At 53.3% G+C, this 22,678-nt stretch carries 22 protein-coding genes; 10 read left to right on the top strand and 12 right to left on the bottom strand.

Annotated elements, in window-relative coordinates; all coding sequences use genetic code 11:
* Positions 1-39: 39 nt before the first annotated feature.
* From BMX22_RS03200 to BMX22_RS03185, 4 genes are all read right to left on the bottom strand, one after another.
* A complete protein-coding gene (locus tag BMX22_RS03200) occupies positions 40-681 on the bottom strand; it encodes a CDP-alcohol phosphatidyltransferase family protein (protein ID WP_074740600.1) in 642 nt (213 codons plus the stop codon).
* A gap of 215 nt (positions 682-896) precedes the next feature.
* Complete coding sequence (locus BMX22_RS03195) at positions 897-2,465, bottom strand: zinc-ribbon domain-containing protein (RefSeq protein WP_074740598.1); 1,569 nt, start codon at positions 2,463-2,465, stop codon at positions 897-899.
* A 506-nt stretch (positions 2,466-2,971) separates the two neighbouring features.
* On the bottom strand, positions 2,972-3,406 hold the full coding sequence (gene mscL, locus BMX22_RS03190) for a large-conductance mechanosensitive channel protein MscL (protein ID WP_074740596.1): 435 nt from the start codon (positions 3,404-3,406) through the stop codon (positions 2,972-2,974).
* Between the two features lie 27 nt (positions 3,407-3,433).
* Positions 3,434-4,993, bottom strand: coding sequence for a zinc ribbon domain-containing protein (locus tag BMX22_RS03185; protein ID WP_074740594.1), 1,560 nt, complete (start codon positions 4,991-4,993; stop codon positions 3,434-3,436).
* 453 nt (positions 4,994-5,446) lie between these two features.
* Between BMX22_RS03185 and BMX22_RS03180 the strand changes: the two genes are divergently transcribed.
* The 3 genes from BMX22_RS03180 (at position 5,447) to yidC (ending at position 9,078) form a co-directional block, all read left to right on the top strand.
* Entirely contained in the window at positions 5,447-6,547 is a 1,101-nt protein-coding gene (locus BMX22_RS03180) for a M15 family metallopeptidase (protein ID WP_074740592.1), read from the top strand.
* A 203-nt stretch (positions 6,548-6,750) separates the two neighbouring features.
* Positions 6,751-7,020 (top strand): hypothetical protein, encoded by a 270-nt coding sequence (locus tag BMX22_RS03175; RefSeq protein ID WP_074740591.1) that lies wholly within the window; start codon positions 6,751-6,753, stop codon positions 7,018-7,020.
* Between the two features lie 15 nt (positions 7,021-7,035).
* Complete coding sequence (gene yidC / locus BMX22_RS03170; RefSeq protein ID WP_074740589.1) at positions 7,036-9,078, top strand: membrane protein insertase YidC; 2,043 nt, start codon at positions 7,036-7,038, stop codon at positions 9,076-9,078.
* 238 nt (positions 9,079-9,316) lie between these two features.
* Here the strand turns inward: yidC and BMX22_RS03165 are convergent, their stop codons facing one another.
* On the bottom strand, positions 9,317-9,550 hold the full coding sequence (locus tag BMX22_RS03165) for a hypothetical protein (RefSeq protein ID WP_074740587.1): 234 nt from the start codon (positions 9,548-9,550) through the stop codon (positions 9,317-9,319).
* 195 nt (positions 9,551-9,745) lie between these two features.
* On the opposite strand from BMX22_RS03165, the gene BMX22_RS03160 reads away from it, so the two are divergent.
* On the top strand, positions 9,746-10,657 hold the full coding sequence (locus tag BMX22_RS03160; protein WP_074740585.1) for a CPBP family intramembrane glutamic endopeptidase: 912 nt from the start codon (positions 9,746-9,748) through the stop codon (positions 10,655-10,657).
* Here BMX22_RS03160 and BMX22_RS16010 read toward each other — a convergent pair.
* Both BMX22_RS16010 and BMX22_RS03150 read right to left on the bottom strand, forming a co-directional pair.
* Complete coding sequence (locus tag BMX22_RS16010; protein ID WP_074740930.1) at positions 10,652-11,140, bottom strand: hypothetical protein; 489 nt, start codon at positions 11,138-11,140, stop codon at positions 10,652-10,654. The genes BMX22_RS03160 and BMX22_RS16010 overlap by 6 nt on opposite strands.
* Positions 11,121-12,098: a glycosyltransferase family 2 protein gene (locus BMX22_RS03150; RefSeq protein ID WP_074740583.1), complete on the bottom strand. Its 978-nt coding sequence runs from the start codon at positions 12,096-12,098 to the stop codon at positions 11,121-11,123. The genes BMX22_RS16010 and BMX22_RS03150 overlap by 20 nt, the downstream gene beginning before the upstream one ends.
* 273 nt (positions 12,099-12,371) lie before the next feature.
* On the opposite strand from BMX22_RS03150, the gene BMX22_RS03145 reads away from it, so the two are divergent.
* Positions 12,372-13,343 (top strand): CPBP family intramembrane glutamic endopeptidase, encoded by a 972-nt coding sequence (locus BMX22_RS03145; RefSeq protein WP_074740581.1) that lies wholly within the window; start codon positions 12,372-12,374, stop codon positions 13,341-13,343.
* A 211-nt stretch (positions 13,344-13,554) separates the two neighbouring features.
* Here the strand turns inward: BMX22_RS03145 and BMX22_RS03140 are convergent, their stop codons facing one another.
* From BMX22_RS03140 to yabP, 5 genes are all read right to left on the bottom strand, one after another.
* Positions 13,555-15,666, bottom strand: coding sequence for a sulfatase-like hydrolase/transferase (locus BMX22_RS03140; protein ID WP_074740579.1), 2,112 nt, complete (start codon positions 15,664-15,666; stop codon positions 13,555-13,557).
* Positions 15,667-15,838: 172 nt separating this feature from the next.
* Positions 15,839-16,279: a S1 RNA-binding domain-containing protein gene (locus BMX22_RS03135; protein ID WP_074740577.1), complete on the bottom strand. Its 441-nt coding sequence runs from the start codon at positions 16,277-16,279 to the stop codon at positions 15,839-15,841.
* A 40-nt stretch (positions 16,280-16,319) separates the two neighbouring features.
* Positions 16,320-16,631, bottom strand: coding sequence for a hypothetical protein (locus tag BMX22_RS03130; RefSeq protein WP_143055466.1), 312 nt, complete (start codon positions 16,629-16,631; stop codon positions 16,320-16,322).
* Entirely contained in the window at positions 16,615-17,154 is a 540-nt protein-coding gene (yabQ, locus tag BMX22_RS03125) for a spore cortex biosynthesis protein YabQ (RefSeq protein WP_074740573.1), read from the bottom strand. Before yabQ ends, BMX22_RS03130 begins: the two co-directional genes overlap by 17 nt.
* Complete coding sequence (gene yabP, locus BMX22_RS03120) at positions 17,151-17,429, bottom strand: sporulation protein YabP (protein ID WP_074740571.1); 279 nt, start codon at positions 17,427-17,429, stop codon at positions 17,151-17,153. The genes yabQ and yabP overlap by 4 nt, the downstream gene beginning before the upstream one ends.
* 213 nt (positions 17,430-17,642) lie before the next feature.
* Between yabP and secG the strand changes: the two genes are divergently transcribed.
* The 5 genes from secG to deoD are packed head-to-tail and all read left to right on the top strand — an operon-like array spanning position 17,643 to position 22,504.
* A complete protein-coding gene (secG, locus tag BMX22_RS03115) occupies positions 17,643-17,900 on the top strand; it encodes a preprotein translocase subunit SecG (protein ID WP_074740569.1) in 258 nt (85 codons plus the stop codon).
* 59 nt (positions 17,901-17,959) lie between these two features.
* The gene (rnr, locus tag BMX22_RS03110; protein WP_074740567.1) at positions 17,960-20,122 is read left to right on the top strand and encodes a ribonuclease R; all 2,163 of its coding nucleotides are present in this window, start codon (positions 17,960-17,962) and stop codon (positions 20,120-20,122) included.
* A 15-nt stretch (positions 20,123-20,137) separates the two neighbouring features.
* On the top strand, positions 20,138-20,950 hold the full coding sequence (locus tag BMX22_RS03105) for a hypothetical protein (protein ID WP_074740565.1): 813 nt from the start codon (positions 20,138-20,140) through the stop codon (positions 20,948-20,950).
* 30 nt (positions 20,951-20,980) lie between these two features.
* Positions 20,981-21,757: a hypothetical protein gene (locus BMX22_RS03100; protein WP_074740564.1), complete on the top strand. Its 777-nt coding sequence runs from the start codon at positions 20,981-20,983 to the stop codon at positions 21,755-21,757.
* Between the two features lie 39 nt (positions 21,758-21,796).
* Complete coding sequence (gene deoD / locus BMX22_RS03095; protein ID WP_074740562.1) at positions 21,797-22,504, top strand: purine-nucleoside phosphorylase; 708 nt, start codon at positions 21,797-21,799, stop codon at positions 22,502-22,504.
* Positions 22,505-22,678 lie beyond the last annotated feature (174 nt).

Below are 22,678 nucleotides of genomic sequence, written 5' to 3'. Positions count from 1 at the left end.
AGCGCAAACAAAAAAACGGGCGATAACGCCCGTTTTTGGTCATTTAGTCTTAGTTTTGTACATCAGCCAGATGAATTCGAGCACACCAATACCGATGAAAACGAACATTGTTTTCATGCTCGGCTTCTTGACCTTCACGCGCGTGATGAAAGCGATAGCAATGAGCAGCATCGCGCCTCCGTACACAGCGGGGAAGCAGTCGCCGATATCCTTATGGAAGCTGTAGAGCAGCGGCAGTATGAGCGAAACGCTCGTCACGGGCAGCCCCTCGTACACCTTGCGGACATCCGCAGTCTTTTTCTGGCGTGACTCCTCGGTAACGTTGAAGTAAGCGAGCCTGATGACGGCACACAGCGGGAAAAGAGCGAGTACAGGCACATCGGCCCAGCCGTCCAGCCCGACCGAATAACCTATCACCGCGGGCAGTACGCCGAAGCATATCGCGTCGCAGAGCGAATCTATCTGTATGCCGAATTTTTTTTCGTCGTCGGTACGGTCTTTCTTGGTACGAGCTATCTTGCCGTCGAACATATCGCAGAGTCCCGATATCATGAGGCAGATGATGGCGTATGTAGGACGCGGTTCTCCGCCGCATAGTCCGCACGCGAGCATGATGCCGATGATAGAGGAAACGAGGCTGAGATACGTCAGAATGACCGTATAGTTATAAAAACCTATCATTATTCCATCCTCTGGTGGTAAAATTTATCCGTTCCGTATAAAGCGGAGTGCTAACATGAATACTATTATAACATATAATTATGAAAATAGCAAGAGGCGCGGGGACAAATTTTGAGTTTTATTTTTCTCAGCCGAGATACCGCCAAGGGAAGCACACGGATAAGCGCCCCGAAGAGCATCCGCACCATGAAAGCGCTTGCCGCAGCGATTATGCATCACACGCCCAGGAGGGCTTTTTCGACGGCTTTGTTTCTCTTATCGGAGTTTTTGATGCCGCGTCTGATGCGTTTGAAGACGAAACCGATGACGAGCTCGACCGCGCCGATACCGAGAGCCAAAGCACCGAACGGGAGGAGAAGCGAAGCGCAAAGGTAGAAGATGAACCAGCCCGTAGCGATATGAGCGATAGAGGTACCCGCAGCAGCCGCAAGACCGACAACGAAGACGATACCGCCGCTGCACGAGAAGATGCTGCCGTACATACCGACGATATGCTTGCCCTTGCCGTCAACGATAACGGCTATCCAAACGAGGAGCACGATAACGAGACCGAGTAGGATGCCGAGTGTGACGTACGAAAAAACAAAGCTGAGGTTCGCAAGGTCGAAATGCACTTTTCTGCTCCATTTTTCGATAGAGAAGTTGTCGGCAGTGTCTTTCAGCTCGAGTCTTGTTCGTATCCTGTTATAGTCGGCTGTCCTGAGCTCGTGATCGAAGCATTCCTTAGCAACGTCGTCGTTCTGAACGAAGAAATCGGCCATATCGTTAGCATTCACGGAGGGGTCGCCTATCTCGCCCTCGATGAAGTAATCGGCGTAGTCTCTGACGAAACCGCCCGTATATTCGAGGAGATCGGTCTTAGCGAGGTAAGCTCTGAAATCAGCCTTGCTGACCTCCCCCTGCGAGGCGTCGCTGAAACCGACCTCGTTGTAAATTGCGTCGGAGAGCGAGCGCTTGCCGAGGTCAGCGTCGAGGACGGTATTGATATTCATATGCTTTGTTCGGTTTTCGAGCACCCTGCCCGAACAGCCTATCCTCAAACAAAACAGCAAGCTCACGAGGATGAGAAAGATAATGGTCACAATTGCGATAAAGCCCGCGAAGGAGATCCTGAGCGCGCCCACCTTAGCGGGAGCCTCTGCCTCCTCCTGTACAGGAGCATCATACTGCTCATTATAGGGAGCATACAGCTGCTGAGAATATGGCTGCTGCGGAGCGGTGCCGTCTGTTTGATTCTGAACACAGAGCGGAGCAGCAGTATCAGCGGGAGCCTCAACAGGCGGATTTTCGCGTTTTTTCAGAGGCTTTATCTCGGGAGCGGCAGGCTCGGGAGCAATCTCCGCCTCTATACTCTCCTCGATTTTATCGGCAGACTCCTCTGCCTTGTTCTTGATATCGTCGGCGAGGGCATCGGCGGTGTCGCTTATTTCCTCGGCAGCAGCCTCGGGGAGAGTCTCGGCCTGCGAGCTGAGCGCCTCGAGAGCCTCATCTATGGCAGCAACTGTGTCGTTCGTATCGGCGAAAACGGTATCGGAGAGGGGCTTTTCGTCAGCGGCATCCGTCACCTCCGAGACTATATCCTCCGCCTTGTCGGCAGCCATTTCCACGGCTTCAACAGGCGCAGAGACAGTCTCAACAGCCTCCTCCTTAACATCGGATACAGCATTGTCAGCGGACTTTATGTCCTCAGTGAGCGTTTCAGCGGGAAGCTCTATCTTTTTTCCGCACTGACTGCAATAGACAGCGTCATCATCGAGCTCGAATCCGCAGGATAAACATTTCATATTATGTACCTCCTTGTATGCAATTAAAAAAATGTGGCAAATAAACACTAAAAAACCGCGAAGCGGAGATCGCGGGGGTTCGGGGTGAGGCTCTCACCCCGGCAGGGGGTGATCCGAGGGGGACAGCGTCCCCCTGAGAAGCAGGCAGGCGAGCGAAGCAATGCCTGCCGACCGCCCCGCACATTTTCGCCTCGGCGCAGCCCGACGAATCATTTACCGATACTATAAAACAAATATCCCCCACGAAGCGGGATTCACCCCCGCCGAGCGGGACAGCGTCCCCCTTGAGAAGCAGGCAGGCGAGCGAAGCAATGCCTGCCGACCGCTCCGCACAATTCGCCTCGGCGCAGCCCGACGAAACACTTCCCAATCATTTGCCTGAGTAATCACACATTAATTATACAGTAGAACAATTAACTTGTCAACAGAAAAAAGCTCGAAAAAGCGGATCTGCGCAAAAAGGCTGCTATCCGGAGATAACAGCCTTATTATCGGAAATATGTAACTTACTTAGCCTTCTTGTTCTGCTCCTTGAGGAGGTCTCTTATCTCAGTGAGAAGCACCTCTTCCTTGGGCGGCTCAGCGGGCTTTTCAGCCTCTTTCTTCTTGCCGATGCTCATGATCTTGTTAACAGCCTTAACCATGAGGAAAATGCAGAACGCCATGATAAGGAAGTTGATGATAGTTGTAATGAAGTGGCCGTAGTTGAGGCAGAGCGCAGTAACGGCTTCGGAGTCGAGTCCTGCATAGTCCACCCACGGGAGCTTGATCTTGCCCGCTATCTCAGCGCCGCCGATAGAAGCGATGAGAGGGTTGATGAAATCGTCGGTGAGGGCGGTAACGATGTTACCGAAAGCGGCACCGATGATGACGCCGACAGCCATGTCCATAACATTGCCTTTGAGTGCGAATTCCTTAAATTCCTGAATAAACTTCTTCACTTTTCAGATCTCCTTTATAAATAAAAATTAATCTATTCCGACCTGCGGTATCGACGGTATTTCTATCGTCTCCTCACGCACAGTCTTCTTAGCCTGCATATACTCAGGGAGCTCGATCTTGTCAAGCTCGCTCTCATATGGGTTCTTCTTTTTCGGAAGAGCCTCTACCGCGTGCAGGTCGCCGTCCATCATGGAGGCCTTGTGCTCGGGGACATAAGCCTCGAGCGAATCGGGATTGGCTTCACCTGCTGTATACATAGTGATGCGCGACTTGCCTGTAAGCTTTTCCGAGAGCATACCCGCGTCGACCTGACGGGTCACACCCATACGGTCCTGAGTTTTAACGTGTTCGTTTGCGGCGAGGTCGTCAGCGTTGACGGTATCGGTCTGCCGCATATAGAATCTGTTGAACTTATCCGCGTCGTTATGGGCGAGCTTATTCGCGTCAACGATGGGGGTATCGTTCATATAGCTGGTCTTTTTCTTATCGTTGTGCCGAAGGCTGCCGAGGTCGCCCATACCGCCGTGAGACTTACCGAAGAAGTCCTCGGGGTCGCTCTCCTTATGCTTGGTAGCGGCACCGCCGTCGAAGAACTTCCAGAAATCCTCCGATACATCGACGAGTTCCTCCTGCTCCTGTTTCTGAGGAGCTTTTGGGAGCGCGGGCATACCGTACATACTGTTAGCGCCCTGCTGCGGCATAGAAGGCATAGCGGGCATCGCAGGCATCCCCTGCATAGGCTGCTGCGGCATCGCGGGCATCCCCTGCATAGTCTGCATACCCTGCGGCGCACCCTGCTGAGGCTGCGGCTCGGGAGCTGTCATAGGCGGAGCCTGAGCATAGACAGGCATACCGTTCTGGTCATAGCCGATTATCTGCGGCTGAGCGTACATCATAGGCTGCGGCTGGCTGTAAACGGGCATACCGTTGGGGTCGTAGCCGATGATCTGCGGCTGACCGTAAATGATAGGCGGAGCCTGAGCATAGACGGGCATACCGTTCTGGTCATAGCCGATAATCTGCGGCTGAGCGTACATCATAGGCTGCGGCTGGCTGTAAACGGGCATACCGTTGGGGTCATAGCCGATAATCTGCGGCTGACTGTACATCATCTGCTGCTGGTTCATATACGGGTTCGCGCCCATAGGAGCGCCCTGCGGCTGCGGGATACCGCCCATAGCGGGCTGATTCGGCAGACCGCCCATCACAGGCTGCTGCTGAGGCACGCCCTGCTGAGGCTGTAAGGGCTCGCTGCCTGTCTGCGGCAGATTGAGCCTGTCTGAATCGAGTCTTGGGATAAAGGGCTCGTCGTACATACTGAAGTCGAACTCCTCGTCCGAGTCATTCAGCTCATCGGCTGTGTAAATGTCAGAAGCGGAGGAAGCCGAAGTGCGGTCGTTTATCGTGAATGTACCGTTACCGACGGTAAAGCCCTTGCTCGCGGAGTTGAACTCCTCCTCCGTGTGATAGCCGCCCATATCCACCTGTTCATAATTGACTTCCTGAGGGTTTTCAAGATTGCTGCCGCATTTTACGCAGAACTTGAAACCCTTCTCATTGTTTGTTCCGCATGACGGACATATCATGAAATCACTCCTTCACTAAAAATGGAATGGAGGCTGAAGATGCGGTCGCACGATGCCGAAAGAGGTCAAGCGAACTGCACATAAGCGCATTCTATACGATTTTATTATATCATCAAAGTGCGGCATATGCAAGCGTTTCACGAAAGATTGTGAATTACAGCAGATTCGCCCCCTGTTCATTTGTACAAAATAACGTGGGTAACAATGACAAATAGTATATTTTGTCAATTTTATACAAAAACACCGAATCTCACGTTCTTTTCCACGCCTCACAATGTGCAAAATGCACTGTTTGTTTGTAAAAACACAAACCGATATTTGTCACTGATACAAATTTGACCGCAAAAAGCTGTTTTTTTCGCAGAAGTGTGATATAATATATCCTGTGTAGTGCGGAGCTTCCGCAAAAAAGGAACAGACAGCCGTGTTTTCGGCAGAATGGAGATGACGCTGATGCCAAAGGATATAAACAAAGAAAAGAGCATAAACAGAGCCAAGAACCTGACCCAGCTCGTGATATGTGCGGTCATTCTCGGCGCTGGCGGATATAACGTATACAGCGCATACAGCAATATGAAAACAGTCCCGTCGTCGAGCTATGTAAAAGCTGCGGAGGAGGCAGAGCAGGAAGAGCCTGCGGATATCCTGCCCGACGCAGAAAAGGTGGTATTCTCATACGCCGAAGTCCCGACAAAGGACAAATTTTACGGCGACCTCGTCCTCGTAAACAACGAGCACGAGTATTTCGGCATGGGCGAAGAAGACCTCGTGAACATCGCCGATATGAACAATGAGCGCGGCATAGACTTCTTCACTGTCGCAGAGAATACCTACACCATTCTCCGTCCCGCCTACGAGCCGATGGTGAAGCTGACGGAGGACTTCTACAAGCTCTACAACAATGATACGCTCCAGATATACGGTTCATACCGCTCGAAGCAGTATCAGCAGGAGATATACGACAGATACAACGGCGAGACCGACGAAGACGGCTTCCCGCGGGCAGCTCTCCCGGGTCACAGCGAGCACGAAACAGGGCTTGCCTTCGACTTCACCGAAACGACCGACCTCGACTATCAGGGAGAGGGCGATTTCGCATGGATAAACGAGAACTGCTATAAATACGGCTTTGTGGTGCGCTATACCGAGAAAAAGGAAAAGATAACGCAGATACGCTCCGAGCCGTGGCATTTCCGCTACGTGGGCGTCCCCCATGCGACCTATATGACCAAGAACGACCTGTGCCTCGAGGAGTACATCGACCTTCTCCGCGACAAGTACAATTACGAGAGCGAGCATCTGCAAGTCACAGCCGACGACGGAAGCCGCTACGAGATATTCTTCACCCCCTCCTCGGACGGCGACGAGACCACCAACGTACCCGTGCCGAGCGGCTGTAAGTACGATATATCGGGAAATAATTCCGACGGCTTCATCGTTACGGTCCACCTTGACGAAAAGACCGAGCTCGGACAGGAGACCGCCGATACTACCGAAGCAGCAGCCCCGTCCGACAGCGAAGAGCCCTCCTCCGAGGACGCAGAGACCGAATAACGCAAACAGCGCCGACTTCCGCATAATTGCAGGAGTCGGCGTTTTCCGTCCCGCCCGCGCTCGCGATTTCCACATAATCGCCCGAATAAAAAGGGATATTTCGGGCAAAAATCAGGATTGACATATTTTATTAACAGTGGTATAATATAAGTTGTCAGTTTTTTGACAATAAGCAGAATACAACGAAATACAAAGGAGAAACTATGGAAAATATTATAATGATGACCGCAGTATCTGCGGCAGCAAAACTTGCATACCTCGACCCGAGCTCCACAACGCTCATAATACAGATAGTAGCAGGCGTAGTCATCACAGTCGGTACCGTCCTCGGTATCTACTGGAGAAAGATGAAGAACGCCGTAAAGAAGAAAAAGCCCGACGACAGCACTCCCGCAGCCGAGATGAAGGGCGCAGAAGACGGCAAGGACGTTATCACAGCCGATGACCTCCTCGACGACGAGGACGACGAGTAATACAGGGGAGCACTGATGGTTGTAATAAGCTTTTTAGGCAATATCCTCGGCAAGGCGATGACGTTCATATTCAACATAGTCGGCGACTATGGTCTGAGCATCATCATCTTCACCTTTCTGACGAAGATACTGCTGTTCCCGCTGAATATGGTAACGCAGAAGAATTCGATAAATATGGTGCGCCTGATGCCCGAAGAGAACGCCCTCAAAATAAAATACATCGACGACAAGGACAAGCTCGGCGAAGAGCAGCTCAAGCTCTACAAGAAGTACCACTACCACCCGCTGCTGAGCTCGGTGCCTCTGCTCATACAGATACCGCTCGTACTCGGACTGGTGTACGTAATGTATCACCCGCTGACGTTCATACTCCAGTTTGACGCAGGTATTATCGACAATTTCAAGGACTGGCTCGCCACCTTCGCGGACGCCTCAAAGCTCGCGGAGAACTCCTACCAGCTCGAGATAGTCAGCCTGATAAAGGGCGCGCTCATCCCCGACGGACACGCCCTGCCCGATATGCTGCTCGCCCCCGCAGAGCAGATAAAGGAACTGAACATGATGTTCCTCGGCATAGACCTGAGCAAGACCCCGTCGTTCAAGCACGACTACATCCTGCTCCTGATACCGTTCTTCTCGGGATTCAGCGCATGGCTCATGTGCGTGATACAGAACAAGATAAACGTTTTGCAGGTATCACAGGGCAGCCTGAACAAGATACTGACAACGCTGTTCATGATAGCGTTCTCGACCTACTTCGCCTTCCTCGTACCCGCAGGCGTGGGTCTGTACTGGATATTCGGCAATCTGTTCGCTATCCCGTTCATGTTCCTTTACAACATCTGTATGCCGCCCAAGAAGTACATCGACTACGAGTACCTCAAGAAGATGAACGAGCAGCGCATAGAGAAGGAAAAGCAGCACAAGAAGTACAACGCCCGCGAGAAGGAGGACTACAAAAAGTTCTTCGCCGTACAGGATATGAAGCTCATGTTCTACTCCGAATCGAACGGCTTCTACAAGTATTTCAAGGGAACTATCGACTACATCTGCGAGCACTCCGACCTTGACATCCACTACGTGACGAGCGACCCGAATGACAAGATATTCGAGGATACCCGTCCGCAGATACACCCCTACTACATCGGCTCGGACAGACGCCTCGTTCCGCTGTTCATGAAGCTCGAATGTGACATGGTGGTAATGACCATGCCCGACCTCGAAAAGTACCACATCAAGCGCTCGCGCGTGAAGAAAGACGTCGAGTACGTATTCGCGAGCCACGGCATAGGCAGTATCGTCACCTTCCGAAAGGGAGCGCTCGACTGGTTCGATACGATACTTGTCCCTGGCATTGACCAGTTCGAGGAGATACGTGCTTCCGAGGAGCTGTACAAGACCCCCAAGAAGCGTCTCGTCGAGACAGGCTACCCGCTCATGGACGATATGCTCGAAGCGTACAACAGCACTGAGCATACGGCGAATGAGGTACCGAAGATACTCATTGCTCCGTCATGGCAGGCCGACAACATCATCGACCTCTGCATAGACGGCCTCCTCAGCGAACTCAGCAAGACGGATTACGAGATAATCCTCCGTCCTCACCCTCAGCAGGTCAAGCATGAGCCCGAGAAATTCGAGGACCTCAAGGAAAAGTTCAAGGATAACAAAAACGTAACGGTGCAGACCGATTTCTCATCAAACAACCCCGTAATGGAGTCGGACATACTCATCACCGACTGGAGCGATATCGCATGGGAGTTCTCATTCATCACAAAGCGTCCCGTGCTGTTTATCGACACTCCGATGAAGGTGATGAACAACGAGTACGACAAGCTCGGTATGCAGCCGATGAACCTTACGCTCAGGACCGAGATAGGCGCTGTTGTCAAGCCGGACGAGCTTGAAAAGACGAACGGAACGATAGCGGATATGCTCGCAAGGCGCGAGGAATATGCGCAGAAGATACAGAAGATATACGAAGAGCGCGTATACAACATCGGCAAGAGCGGCAAGCTCAGCGGCCGCTACATCATCAAACGGCTCACAGGAAAGTAAAGGCAACACCGCACAAAGCCCGCCTGAATGCTTTGTACTGGATATGCTTGCATATTTTCCGTCATCTTGCACAGAAATTCCTTGACATACGTCAGTATGCCTGCGGAATTTCTATACAATCTGACGAAAAATCTGTCGGCGCATCTCCAGCACAAGCTTTGTGCGGTGTTGCCTAAATACGTGTTTTTCGCACAAAAAATGAGGAAGAGTCCTTGCGGCTCTTCCTCAAACTTTTTTATCAATCGTCCTTGCCAGTGATCTTGTCGATAATGCTGCCTATCTTGCCGCCGATACCGTCGGCAGTCACCTTAGCCTTAACGCCGTCGACGATCTTGTTTATCTGGTCGTCGGGGAGGTCAACTCCGAGAACGCCCTCAACAGCCTTAACGGGGTCATCCTTGAATTTTGCGGCGAAGTCCTTGTCGTTCTTCACCTTGTTCACGAGTTCTTCGATCTTTGCTTTGATATCCATAGCGGAATACCTTCTTTCATAAAATATTACAATTATATGATAGCACGTTTCGCTGAAAAAATCAAGAGTTCAGCAGATATTTTTATAAAGATTGCCGTCTGTGCGGTTGACTTTTCCGACGCTCGGTGATATACTATTGATGCCGTCTTATTATCCGAAGCAATAGAAGACGTTGTACGAAGGGAGGCTGCTTAAATGCCCAAGCTTGCAAAATATCTTCTCTTTACCTTTGCTGCGTCGTGGCTGCTGATGGCAATAGGTGTCCGCGACTACGAAAACGCAGGCGCAGCAGGAATGATGACGTTCAGCTATTCGCTCTCGGCGTGTATGCTCATGCCGACGATAGGAGCTCTCATCGCAGGAGCTGATTTCCGCAAGCTGGGCTGGAAGCCTGTATTCGGAAATGGCGCAAGATATCTGCTTATCGCGTGGCTTGCTCCGACTGTTTTTGCTGTTCTCGGCGCGGTGGTGTACTACATCGCCTTTCCCGACGACTTCGCGACCGCGGGCAACTTCGTGCGCGATATCGACCGCGACAAATACATACAGTGTCAGGAGAGCGGCGGCTCGTACACGTGGTACGTGATACGCGAGTTATTCAGCTCGTTCACCTCGTTCTTCATAATTCCCTCGGCAGTATTGGGGCTGGGCGAGGAGATAGGCTGGCGCGGCTTCATGTATCCCGAGCTGAGAGAACGCTTCGGCAGAACGAAGGGCGTCATTCTCGGCGGAGCCATACACGGAGCGTGGCACTTCCCGCTCATGCTCCTTGCGGGCTACGAGTACGGCAGGGACTACATCGGAGCCCCCATTCTCGGACTGTTCGCGTTCACCATATTCTGCATTACCACAGGCGCCATCTCGAACTGGCTGTATGAAAAGACCCGCTGCATATGGCTGTGCGGACTGTTCCACGGAGCGGTAAATTCGTCGTTCGACCCGTGTATACTGCGGGCCGACGGACACTACGAACGCTCGGTGTTCGGACCTATGGACATCGGCTTGGTAGCGGGCATCCCCTATATGATAGCCGCCTTTGTGGTACTGTATATGCAGCACAAGCACGACGAAGCGGACTTCGCAGGTCTCGGCGAAATGGATTCATAGCCTGCTTTTCTGTTCAAACAAAAGCACGGGGAAGCCCTCGTAATAGGGCTTGACTATCTCGGGGTGGAGGTCGGCGTAGGCGAATATCTCGTCTGCCGCACCATTTTTCAGAAAGCCCACGAGCTCGGCAAGCGGGCGGTTGAACATCTCCTCGCAGTTGGAAGCTATGACGATAGCCCGCCTGCCTCCGACATACATTATCCTGTACGGCCAGATGCGGCAGTCGAACGGCTTATCGTCGCCGAGCATACAGCCCGTCTCGGTGAGTGCGGGACAGGTAAACAGACCGTTCTCGTCGAATTCCGAGACTCTGAGGATGAAGCCGCCGTCCTTGACGGCAAATGGGGTATCGGGCTTGAAAGCGCGGATACGGTCACGCTGTTCCTCTGTAAAAACGGGAGTCTCCCACGCGTCGTACCTGTCGAAAACGCAGCAGAACCTGCATTTTGCGCAGCATTTGGGGTCAAGGATTTTTTTCAGCATCGCAATTGTCTCCGTCGTTTATGAATTCCGCGACTATATAGCGCGGCCGCCGTTTTACCTCGGCATATATCTTCCCGATGTACTCGCCGATGATACCGAGGGCGAGTATCTGTATCCCGCCGATGAACCATATCGAGCACATTGTGCTTGACCACCCGAGCTCCGAATGCCCGAGCAGCTTGACGATGAACGCCCAGATAATGGCGCAGGCGCTTATCACGGACATTATGAAGCCGATAGCGGTTATGAGCTTGAGCGGCTTTGTGCTGAACGAGGTTATGCCGTTGACGGCGAATGACAGCATTTTCCCGAACGGGTATTTGCTCTTCCCCGCGAAGCGCTCATGGCGCTCGTAATAGACAATGCAGCTCTTGAAGCCGATGAGCGGAACGAGCCCGCGCAGGAAGAGGTTGACCTCACGAAACTCCGCGAGCTCATGCAGTACACGGGCGCTCATGAGGCGGAAATCGGCGTGGTCGTAGACGACGTCCGCGCCCATAGCCTTCATGAAGCGGTAAAAGCTCCGCGCGGTGAAGCGCTTGAAGAATGTATCGGTCTTTCGTGTGCTCCTCACGCCGTACACGACCTGATTGCCCTCGTAATAATTCGCGAGCATCTCGTCTATCGCGTTGATGTCGTCCTGAAGGTCGGCGTCCATGGTTATGGACACATCGCAGATGTCCCTGACGGACATAAGCCCCGCGAGCACGGCGTTCTGATGACCGCTGTTGCGGGCGAGGTCGATGCCCGAGAACACAGGGTCAGAGGCGTGGAGCTCCCGAATGATGTCCCACGTCCTGTCCCGCGAGCCGTCGTTGACGAACACGACCCTGCTGTCGGGAGAGATGAGCCCTGCGCCGATGAGCGAGGTATACTTCTCACGGAGCCGCCTTGCGGTCTCGGGGAGAACTTCCTCCTCGTTGTAGCACGGGACTATCATATATAGTTTGTCAGCCATAAATCATCCTCATTTCGGAACTGCATGAAAGCACGTTGGGGAGATGCAGACATCGCCCCGCAGCTTCGCAACATACATTTACAGAATATCTCCCAATAATTCTACCACTTTGCAGCGTTTAAGTCAAGCACTTGACAATGTGCGGCATATAGGGTAAAATTGAGACAGGCAATACCGCGCCAAGACGGAAAATATCCAAGCAGGTTCAGTGCAAAGCCGTCAGGCGGTCTTTGTGCGGTGTTGCCGATATACTTTTTCTCAAGGAGGCACCCCATGCCCGAGCTGAAACCCAAAATGTTCACGGAATCGGAAAAATCGTCGGTTTCCGAGAACCTTGCCGCGAATATAGTCTCATTCATACTGATAATGGCGCTGATACTTGCCGCCGAGTCGGTGATACCGTGGATAATGGCAAAGGACGCCATAAACGAGCGTATCGACGAGCTCACGCAGTCGGGCAGCAGCGTGACCTTTTCCGCGATCCGCGACATCTCCTCCGCAGTGACCTCAAAGAGCAGTATCTACATCGCCATGCTGTTCTCAACGGTATTCGGCACGCTCATATCCATGATCTACTGCCGTTTCGGCGAGGCGCGGTCGCTGCGTTCAATGGGCGTCACCAAGCGCAAGGCAGGTCTGCACTATCTTCAGGGCATCGGCGTGGGACTGCTCCTGTCCGCGGTGGCACTTGTTACGGTACTGTTCCGCGTGAACGACATCAAACTTTGCAAAGGCGCCGACTATGTAACGATACTGCTTATCATGCTCGGCTTCGGAGTACAGGGCATGAGCGAGGAATTCATCTTCCGCGGCTTTTTCATGAACACGCTCGGCGGACGTCATCATCCGTTCGTGGCTATAGGCATCAGCTCAGCCGCATTCAGTCTCGCGCACGTCCTCAATCCGGGATTCGGCGTGCTCCCGTTCATCAACATCATGCTGTTCGGTATTCTCGCGGGACTGTATATGATACTTTTTGACGATATATGGGGAGCCTGCGCGATACACTCGGTATGGAACTTCATGCACGGCAGCTTCTACGGCATAAGCGTCAGCGGCTCAAACACAACTGAATCGGTGTTCCGCACGACGGCAAGAAGCACATCGAAGCTCCTCACGGGCGGAGATTTCGGCATTGAGGGCAGCATATTCACGACCGTGGTCCTCTTAGCAGGCATAGCAGTTTTGTGGCGGCTCTTGTCGAAGGCTCCTAAAGGCAAAACCTCTGACAGCAATATGGCATAAAATACGAGGAGGACGCTTTTTAAGGACTGTACCTATACGGAAGCATTACGGGACATTTATCGGGGGAAACCTTTCTGAAGAAAGGGTTTCCCTCAATTAATATCCGTATTGCTTCTGTATGAATACAGCCCTTAAAAAGCGTCCTCCTCAATTATAGATACGGCATACAGCAAAGCACCGCACGTACTTCGTGCGGTGCTGCATTTACGCATTATTTATCCGCGGGCTGACCGAAGCGCTCGACTATCTTCCAGTTGTTGAAGTCGGCGGCATCGCCTGTTACCTCGTATTTCTGGACGTCAGCGATATTGCCTATGCCCTTCCAGCAGTAAACGTGGAGGTCACGGGCGGGCGGGTTATCCATAGCCATTACGTCATTGAATGACTTGCCAATGTAATCGTTGAAGCCGAAGCCGCTCTTGTCCACGCCTGCATATTCGAGCACAGTAGCGGCGAATTCGCCGCTTGAGAGCTCAGCGTCGTGGTTGATGATGAGGGGAGCGTGCTCAGCGCCTGCGGGCTTGATGAGGACAGAAGTTCTTATCTCGCCGTCGATGAGCATGGTTTTCCACTCTTCCTCCTCGGCGTACTCTATCTCGGCGGGCGGTCTGCCGTGGTCGCCGATAAAGATGATAGTGGAGTTGTCGTAAACGCCTGCCTCCTTCATCTTGTCGAGGTATATCTTGAGGAGCTTGAAACCGCCGTACATATTCTGTTCTCTGTTAATACCTTCGCCGTTATAATCGGGGTCGAAGAAGGAGTACAGTTTTTCGTTATAGTCATGTGCGAAATTGAGATGCACGAAAGTAAACGTCTTCTGGTCGCATTCAGCCTTCATCTGGTGAGTGAGGATATAGTCCTTGAACTCTATATCGGTGTCAGGACCCACCGTACCGCCGAATGTAGCCACATCCTCGCCTGTGGAGGTGTAGAACTTGCCCGAGAAGTCGGATGTCATATCCTTGAGGAAAGCATTCTTGAGGAGGTAGGGTGTGAGCTTTCCGAGTGAGAATCTGCCCATAGTTCTGAGGATACCGCCCGAGCCGAAGTAATTGAAATCGACGTAGTTTACGGACGAGTGGATGTTATCGCACTGGTCTCTGATATCATCGTAGTCCGAATACGTTACGAGGTTGTCGATGAGCATATTTACCTTGTAGCCGTTGTCGTGGAGGCGTCGGGGAAGGGTCTCGCCCGCCCATGCCTTCTTGAAGTAATCGACCCAGTCCTCACCGTAGTACTCGCAGTTGGTGAGCATATTGCAGACCGAGGGGAAAGTATTCGTGAATCGACCGACGTTGTTGGAGTAGAAGGTGAAGCCCTCGAGGTCGTCCTTGATCTCGGGATACTCGTCGAGCGTCATTTCGAGCCAGCGCGCGTCGAGTCTGTCCGTGAGGAATACCACGACGTTGTTGTCCTTGCTGAGGTTCATGGTATCCTCCATAGAGAGGTAGTTATCGAGGCGCGAGTCATCGGTTCTGAGGATGCCTGTCTTAGCGACACGGCTCACAAGGCCGACGCCCTGCATGAGGAACACGATGACGGAGAGATAAGTCAGCACAGTGAAGAGGAAGCGTTTGCGCTTGCCTTTTTTGAGCTCGCCCGAGATGATGAGTACGATGAGCGGCACGAAGATCAGCGTGATATACAGGATAAAGTTGAGGTTGTTGGCAGAACTCCGCTCCGAGTAAGCGGTGGGGTCGCCGGTGATCTGTACCATTTTGCCGTTTGCGAACATCACCTGCCAGTAGCCCGCGATGAGCACGCCGCCGAGCAGGCACTCAACGATTTTCCAGAGCTTGATGTTTATGGCAAGGCAGATGTTGAGTATAAGTATCAGCGCAGCCGAGACACCGAGAGCGACACCGAGGAGCGGCAGGAGTATACGCGGCGCGCATACCATGAATTCGTTCTGGTTTGCGATAAACGTATCGGCAGGGACGAAGAAGCAGACGGTGAAAGCGAGAGCGAAGCTGAGAGCGCAGATCGCGAACTCGCGCTTTTTTGTGAAGCGCTTTTTCTTTTTCTTAGCGGGCTCCGCGGACTTTTCGGCAGCAGGAGCAGCCTTGGCGGTCTCGGAGTGAGCGGCTTTTTTATGAGGTTCTGCCGTATTCTTTTCGGACTTGTCGGCGGAATGCTTTTTTTCTGCTGCAGCGCCGTCCTTGCTGTTTTTTGAGTGCTCGGGCTTCTTGCTGTTATTGGCACCGCCCTTGGCATTTCCCGACTTAGCGGACTTTTTGCCGCCGCCTGATTGATTTTTTGGTTTGTCCGATTTTTCGGACTTTTCGGTAATATTTTCCGTATCTTTTTCCTTGTTATCCATAGTTATCCCTTCTTTGGTAAGGTGAAATAAACGTACGTTAAAATGATAACACTTTTCCGCCGAAATGTCAATACCCAAATGATGTCTGCGGCGCGGACCGAAAGCCTGTCTCAGCCCTTAACTTCGTGGCAGGACCGCACAAAAAAGCCGCCCAAAGGGCGGCATATGTACGTTATTTTCTTCTTGTACCGTTTTTTCTGTCGGTGCAGCGTTTGAGGTCACTGATACGCTCCTCGCTGGACTGCTTGAAATGTGACATCATGTCCTCGAATGACATCTCCGACTGCGGCACGACCCTCTTAGGCTCCCAGATATTGGGCTTGCTTCTGCGCTCTCTGGGCGGCGCGGGACGTGCGGGCTTATCCTGCGGCACTTCCTCCGCGGCTGCCTTTTTAATGGAGAGGCTCACCTTGCCCGCCTCATTGATGCCGATGACCTTCACGCGGACTTCCTGTCCCTCGGTGAGGTGGTCGCGGATCTCGTTCACGAAAGTGTTGGCTATCTCGGAAATATGCACCATACCGTTGCCGCCGCCGTCGATATCGACGAAAGCGCCGTACTGGGTGATACCCTTGACCTTGCCTGTGTATATCTTACCGATCTCAAGCTGCATACTGCTTCAAAACTCCTTGCTCAAATAATACGGATCCGTGTCAGTCTCTTGATGTGTCGTAGAAACGGCGTTCATTCGGATAGGCATAGCCTCTCTCCTCGAGCGCTATTTTTTCCATATATGCGGAGAGGTCGTCACTTTCGAGAGTTCTTCGCATATCCTCGTTCTCGATCTTATAAGCGTCTATCTTAGCCTGTATACGAGCAAGTTCTTTTTCCTTTTCGCTGCAGTCTCTTTCGGTAGTAATTATAAGCGCGGCACAGACTGTGATAATGACAGCTGCTGCGAGGTTGAACAGTCCGCGGTTGAACAAGCCTTTCTTTTTGATTTTTGTTCTAATTTTTTTTGGCAACGTTATTCACGTTCTTTCTCTTTTTATTTTCCATATCATTATAACGCAATGTCAGGTGATTTGGCAATAGTAATTTTAACATTTTATTAAATTTTGGCAAAATTTTGGAACTTCCCACAAATTTAAGCCTTGCTTTTTTACGTAAAAGTACATAGAGGCGCCTTATCGGAGCTGCCGCGAAGCTGAAAACGGCAGAGAGAGCGCCGAAGATCTTGCGGAAGAAGCGTATGACGATGCTGCCGAGGGTGAAATAGTAGAGCGTGAAGCCGAGAGCGTTGCCGACGACATAGTAGAAGCGGAGCTCCCCGCGCGCCTCCGCGGCAGCGAAAGCCGAAAGGAAGACCGCATATGCCGCAAGGAAGCCGATATCCTCGAAAGCGGTCAGCCAGATCCCGTGCCGTATCATCAGGCGGAGCGCTCTCAGCGCGTCATAGCACAGCCCTATCGCCGCCCCCGCGAGGCACGAGAGCCCGAACAGAGCGAGCTCCTCGCGGACGGAGAAGAAGGTCTCGGGCACGTTCATCGGAAGAGCCTCCCGAGAGCGGAGAGCGGACCTTTTCGGTCGCGGTCGCCGTAGATGACAGCCCATATGTCGCCTGTAATGGTCATATCGCCAGTCTCGACGCTCATGGCGTCGATGTGCAGCTCGCGCCCCTGCACGGTGAGCTCGCCGAGCTGCGTATAGAGGCAGATAGCCTTCTCGTCGAAGCTGTCGACGTCGGTGATGCCCGAAACGCTCATGCTTTTGCGGTTCTCGATGATGATATTGTGGTCTTTTTTGATAGTCTTGTCCTGCATGATGAGCCTCCCTTGTTTGATACTGAAAGGATATTCAGCGCGAGGCGGGATTATGCCTGTTGTGAAAAATCACCAAATTCGGCGGTGATTTTTCTCACGCTTTTTCGGAATACGGCTCTTGAAATGGGAGACGAGTTGTGATATAATAGTAAAGCTAATTGAAATATTCGGCAGGAGCCGTTTCATAACAAGAGAGATACGGAGGTATACAAAATGGAAGTATGGGAGATCGTCGGAGGAGCAGTGCTCCTTTTAATCGCAGTAATAACAATAATCATCTGTCTTGCGCAGGAGCAGAAGTCGCAGGACAGCATGACAGCCGCCCTCACAGGCGCAAGCACGGATTCGTTCTACACAAAGAACGAAGGCAGATCGCGTGAAGCGATACTTGCAAAGATAACGAGGGTGCTCGGTATACTGATATTCATCATCACACTTGCACTCAACATCGTGCCGATCTTCGTAAAATGATCGTTCCGCCCTGTGACAGAAGTCACGGGGCTTTTACTTTAGGAAAGAAAAGGGAAAATATGGCAGGAAAAGCAAAGAAAAAAGCGCCTGAAAAGAAGGGCGCGGCGGTGAGCGTCGAGAGCTACAAGCACAAGATAGTCACGTTTCTGAGGCAGAACAGCAAGAGCACGATGCCCGTAGCACAGCTCGAAACGAAGTGCCGCACCAAGAAAAACAACAGGGAAAACTTCGTCACAGCGTTCGCGGAGCTCCGCGACGAGGGCGTGATAACGGTCCGCAAGGGCGTCAAGGCGGCGCTCTGTTCCGACCTCGGGCTGAAAGTCGGCGAGGTGACGCGCCTGAGCCGCACATTCGGCTTTGCTGTGACAGACGACGGCACAGAATACTTCATCCCGGGCAAGTGTATGCTCGGCGCGATGCCGGGCGACAGGGTGCTCATAGCGGATATAGCCTCGCGCACGGGCGAGCCCGAGGGCGAAGTCGAGGATATACTCAGCTTCGGCAGCTCGGCACTCACGGGCAGGATAGAGAAAGCCGACGGCGAGCTCTATCTCGTGCCCGATATCGCACAGCGCAACCACATGATAATAGTCAGGGACGGCTCGGTGCCGTTCGCTGAGGGCGACAAGGTGCTCGCGGAGATAGTATTCCGCGGCAGACGCCACGCCGAGCACAAGGTAAAGATAACCTCGGTATTCGGCAGCAGCGAGCTCGCGGCGTCGTGTGCGCAGGCGATACTCAATATCCACGGCGCACCGGGCGAATTTCCCGCGGAGGCGCTCAGGGAGGCAAAGAAGATATCGGAGGGCGGCGTGCAGGAGTTCAGCCTGAACAACCGCGAAGACCTGCGCGGACTGCCGATATTCACCATAGACAGCGCAGAGTCGAAGGACCTCGACGACGCAGTATCCGTCTCGCGGACAGACAAGGGCTACCTGCTCGGAGTCCACATCGCGGACGTTTCACACTATGTCAAGGCTAACAGCGAGCTCGACAAGGAGGCTATGCGCCGCGGAACGAGCATCTACTACGCCGACCAGGTGATACCGATGCTCCCGAAGGAGCTCTCGAACGGCATCTGCTCGCTCAATCCCGACGAGGACAGGCTCACTCTGACGGCATTCACGGAGCTCGACAGCGAGGGGAATATCCTCGGATACCGCTTCTGCAAGAGCGTTATCCGCTCGCGCGTAAAGGGCGTATATTCGGAAATAAACGCCATACTTTCGGGAACTGCCGACAGCAGCATCACCGAGAAATACAGCTCGGTAGCGGACGAGCTCCCGCTGATGAACGAGCTTGCCGACGTCCTCATCGCGAAGAAGCAGCGTCGTCACGCCCCCGAGCTTGAAACGACCGAGAGCAAGCTCATCATCGGCGAGGACGGCATATGCCGCGACGTACAGCCGCGCGAGCGGGGCAAGTCCGAGCGCATCATCGAGGAGTTCATGCTCACCGCGAACGAGAGCGCGGCGAAGCTCGCAAGGGAGAAGCAAGTTCCGTTCGTGTACCGTATACACGAGACTCCGCCCGAGGAAAAGACGGCTGCGCTCTGCGAGGCGCTGACCAAGGCGGGGATAGAGTACCCGCATTTTCAGGAGTTCAAGCCCGCGCACGCCGCCGCGATACTCGACAACGTGCGCGGCTCCGATAAGTTTGAAGCGGTGAATATGATGGTTCTGCGCTCGATGGCGAAGGCGAAGTATTCCGAAGAGCCGCTCGGACACTTCGGGCTCGTGCTTGAGGACTACGCCCACTTCACCTCGCCGATACGCCGCTACCCCGACCTCGCGATACACCGCATAATCACGGACATACTCGCAGGCTACGACAAGGAATGGCTCAACAAGCGCTACAGCGGCTTTGCGGTCAAGGCGGCTGAGACGTCGACGAATGCGGAGCTCCGCGCGGTAGCGATAGAGCGCGAGTGCGAGGACTGCTACAAGGCAGAGTATATGAAACAGCACCTCGGCGAAAGCTTCACCGCGAAGATATCGGGCGTTACGGAGTACGGCTTTTATGCCGAGCTGCCGAATACGGTCGAAGGACTTGTCCACATACGCACCCTCCCCGAGGGCGAATACGACTACACAGAGCCCGTCGCGCTGACCGAGAAATTCAGCGGGGTTTCATATCGGCTCGGCGACACGGTGCAGGTGATATGTGCCGCTGTCAATGTCAGCGACGGCACGATAGATTTCAATCTTGACGAAGAAGAATAGGAAAGGACGAACAATATGAAAAAGTACATTTCAACGGTTATCGCAGCAGCCATGCTCTGCGGGCTCTGCTCCTGCGGGAACAAGACATCGGATTCCGACAGCATAGCACCGACCACAAGTGCTTCGACTACCTCGGCGACTACGACCGCGGCGACCACCACCGCAGCGGCAACGACCACAGCAGCTGCTACAACAACTGCGACAGCCGCAGCTTCCGTCGGAGCGCCGATAGAACTCGATTACACTCCCGAGGGTGCAGACCTCTCCGCTTTCCACTATAATGAGGACGGTGCTGTTGTATTCGATAAGCCTGTCGAGGAGCAGTCCGATGCGACGCTTATGGCGGCAGCGCAGGCGCTGTTCCAGTCCGCCTACAAGTTCAACACGCCGTTTGCTATGGGCAGCTTCCCCTACGATATCGACACTAACGGCGAATCAATAAAGAAAACCGACCCTATTGACGGACGCGAGCAGGAATACTTCCTCATCAAGGACGAGGGTGTGAACTCCATAGACGATATCATCGCCGACTATCGGAAGGTCTTCAGCCCCAAATACGACTATAACATAATAATAGACATCTGCTTCACGGAAGAGGACGGCAGGGTATATTGTACCTCAGGCGGACGCGGCAGCGATATCGAATACGTGGGTTCTGAGATAGTCAGCTATGACGGCACTGACGGCGACGAGATGAAGTTTACCATCTGCAATCACTACGACGGCACACAGTGGGGCGGCAGTACCGCCGACTATGACCATGATTTCACGATGGTCAATGATGCTGACGGCGTATGGCGCGCTGGAGTATTCATACAGCCCGATTAACACAGAAATTCACAGGAAAGGACGATAAATATGAAAAAACACATTCTCACTGTAATTGCAGCAGCCATGCTCTGCGGGCTCGCTTCATGCGGAGACAAGGTGACATCCGAGAGCGCGGGTCAGGCGACCACGGCTGCTCCCACGGAAGCGGCATCGACGGAGGAAGCAGTGACCGAGGCAGAGACGGAAACGACCGCAGCAGCCGTCACGGAAGCCCCCGCCGTAAGCACCGACGTACAGCCTGCATCCGCCCCCGAAGGAGCAGACCTCTCCGTGTTCCACAACAACGGCAGCGGAGCTGTCGTATTCGATGCCCCCGCAGGCGACCAGTCCGAAGCCACACTCATTGCGGCAGCTCAGCTTCTCTATGATTCGGCACATGAGACAAATCTGAAATTCACGATAGGCTGCCCCTATACCTGCGATACATCACAGTATGTCGAGGGAAGCTACGGCTGGCAGTTCTACCTTGTGACGCAGGATGGCATCAATTCCGTGGCTGACGTCAAGGCAGACTATCATAAGGTTTTCAGCGACAAATACCCCGACCACATCGACGAGACATACATGGACAGCAACGGCAGAGTGTACTGCCTGTCGGGAGAGCGCGGCACGAATATCGAGTACGTGAAGTCTGAGGTTGTGAGCTACGACGGCAAGACCGATGACGAGCTGTTTTTCACCGTCTGCGACTACTACGACGCCTCCGCATGGGGAGACGGTCCCTATACCGAGAACAGGACTTTCTCGGCAGTCATCGACCCCGACGGCACATGGCGTGCAGGGGTGTTCACCCTTCCCGACTGACCTGCAAAAAAGTATCAAATCATACAAGGAGGAATCACTATGTCAACCCCCCACAACAGCGCCAATAAAGGCGACATCGCAAAAACCGTCCTCATGCCGGGCGACCCGCTGAGAGCTAAGTACATCGCCGAGAACTACCTCACAGACCCCGTCTGCTACAACGAGGTGCGCGGAATGCTCGGATACACGGGCACTTACAAGGGCGTCCGCCTGTCCGTACAGGGCAGCGGCATGGGAATGCCGTCCATAGGCATCTACACATGGGAGCTCTTCAACGAATACGACGTAGAGAACATAATCCGCGTCGGAACGTCGGGCGCTATCGACGAGCACGTTGAGCTCCGCGACGTAGTCATCGCCGCGAGCGCGAGCACCGATTCCAATTACGGAGCGCAGTTCGGGCTCCCGGGCACATATGCTCCGACAGCATCATGGAAGCTCCTCTCTGCGGCTGTAAAGGCAGCAGAGGCTAAGGGAAGCCGTTTCCACGTAGGAAACATACTCTCGAGCGACAAGTTCTACGACGACGCCAACAGCCTTGCGATATGGCAGAAGATGGGCGTGCTTGCGGTTGAGATGGAGTCTGCGGCACTGTACATGAACGCCTCCCGCACAGGCAGGAACGCGCTGTGCATCACTACCGTGTCGGACTGCCCTCTCCGCGGTCTCGCGACCTCGCCCGAAGAGCGTCAGACCACCTTCCGCGACATGATGGAGATAGCCCTCGAAGCGGCAATAACCCTGTAAAAGCTGTACTCATACGGAAGCATTACGGGACATATATCGGGGGAAACCTTTCTGAAGAAAGGTTCCGCCAACAGCGGCGGTCCCCTCTGTCGCTTCGCGACATCTCCCCGCACTGCGGGGAGTCACCCCCGAGCCCCTTTCCAAAGACTTTTAGTCCAAATTTTGCCCCTATGG

This window comes from Ruminococcus sp. YRD2003, from assembly GCA_900109435.1.
Lineage (GTDB): Bacteria > Bacillota > Clostridia > Oscillospirales > Ruminococcaceae > Ruminococcus > Ruminococcus flavefaciens_G.
The sequence above is the reverse complement of the archived record's forward strand: the minus strand, read 5'-3'. Positions and strand labels throughout refer to the sequence as shown.

What these genes read in the sequence shown, in the direction of transcription:
- BMX22_RS03200 (WP_074740600.1), bottom strand. Translation starts at nt 681, where the DNA reads ATGATAGGTTTTTATAACTATACGGTCATTCTGACGTATCTCAGCCTC.
- BMX22_RS03195 (WP_074740598.1), bottom strand. Translation starts at nt 2,465, where the DNA reads ATGAAATGTTTATCCTGCGGATTCGAGCTCGATGATGACGCTGTCTAT.
- BMX22_RS03185 (WP_074740594.1), bottom strand. Translation starts at nt 4,993, where the DNA reads ATGATATGTCCGTCATGCGGAACAAACAATGAGAAGGGTTTCAAGTTC.
- BMX22_RS03180 (WP_074740592.1), top strand. Translation starts at nt 5,447, where the DNA reads ATGCCAAAGGATATAAACAAAGAAAAGAGCATAAACAGAGCCAAGAAC.
- BMX22_RS03175 (WP_074740591.1), top strand. Translation starts at nt 6,751, where the DNA reads ATGGAAAATATTATAATGATGACCGCAGTATCTGCGGCAGCAAAACTT.
- yidC (WP_074740589.1), top strand. Translation starts at nt 7,036, where the DNA reads ATGGTTGTAATAAGCTTTTTAGGCAATATCCTCGGCAAGGCGATGACG.
- BMX22_RS03165 (WP_074740587.1), bottom strand. Translation starts at nt 9,550, where the DNA reads ATGGATATCAAAGCAAAGATCGAAGAACTCGTGAACAAGGTGAAGAAC.
- BMX22_RS03160 (WP_074740585.1), top strand. Translation starts at nt 9,746, where the DNA reads ATGCCCAAGCTTGCAAAATATCTTCTCTTTACCTTTGCTGCGTCGTGG.
- BMX22_RS16010 (WP_074740930.1), bottom strand. Translation starts at nt 11,140, where the DNA reads ATGCTGAAAAAAATCCTTGACCCCAAATGCTGCGCAAAATGCAGGTTC.
- BMX22_RS03150 (WP_074740583.1), bottom strand. Translation starts at nt 12,098, where the DNA reads ATGGCTGACAAACTATATATGATAGTCCCGTGCTACAACGAGGAGGAA.
- BMX22_RS03145 (WP_074740581.1), top strand. Translation starts at nt 12,372, where the DNA reads ATGCCCGAGCTGAAACCCAAAATGTTCACGGAATCGGAAAAATCGTCG.
- BMX22_RS03140 (WP_074740579.1), bottom strand. Translation starts at nt 15,666, where the DNA reads ATGGATAACAAGGAAAAAGATACGGAAAATATTACCGAAAAGTCCGAA.
- BMX22_RS03135 (WP_074740577.1), bottom strand. Translation starts at nt 16,279, where the DNA reads ATGCAGCTTGAGATCGGTAAGATATACACAGGCAAGGTCAAGGGTATC.
- yabQ (WP_074740573.1), bottom strand. Translation starts at nt 17,154, where the DNA reads ATGAACGTGCCCGAGACCTTCTTCTCCGTCCGCGAGGAGCTCGCTCTG.
- yabP (WP_074740571.1), bottom strand. Translation starts at nt 17,429, where the DNA reads ATGCAGGACAAGACTATCAAAAAAGACCACAATATCATCATCGAGAAC.
- secG (WP_074740569.1), top strand. Translation starts at nt 17,643, where the DNA reads ATGGAAGTATGGGAGATCGTCGGAGGAGCAGTGCTCCTTTTAATCGCA.
- rnr (WP_074740567.1), top strand. Translation starts at nt 17,960, where the DNA reads ATGGCAGGAAAAGCAAAGAAAAAAGCGCCTGAAAAGAAGGGCGCGGCG.
- BMX22_RS03105 (WP_074740565.1), top strand. Translation starts at nt 20,138, where the DNA reads ATGAAAAAGTACATTTCAACGGTTATCGCAGCAGCCATGCTCTGCGGG.
- BMX22_RS03100 (WP_074740564.1), top strand. Translation starts at nt 20,981, where the DNA reads ATGAAAAAACACATTCTCACTGTAATTGCAGCAGCCATGCTCTGCGGG.
- deoD (WP_074740562.1), top strand. Translation starts at nt 21,797, where the DNA reads ATGTCAACCCCCCACAACAGCGCCAATAAAGGCGACATCGCAAAAACC.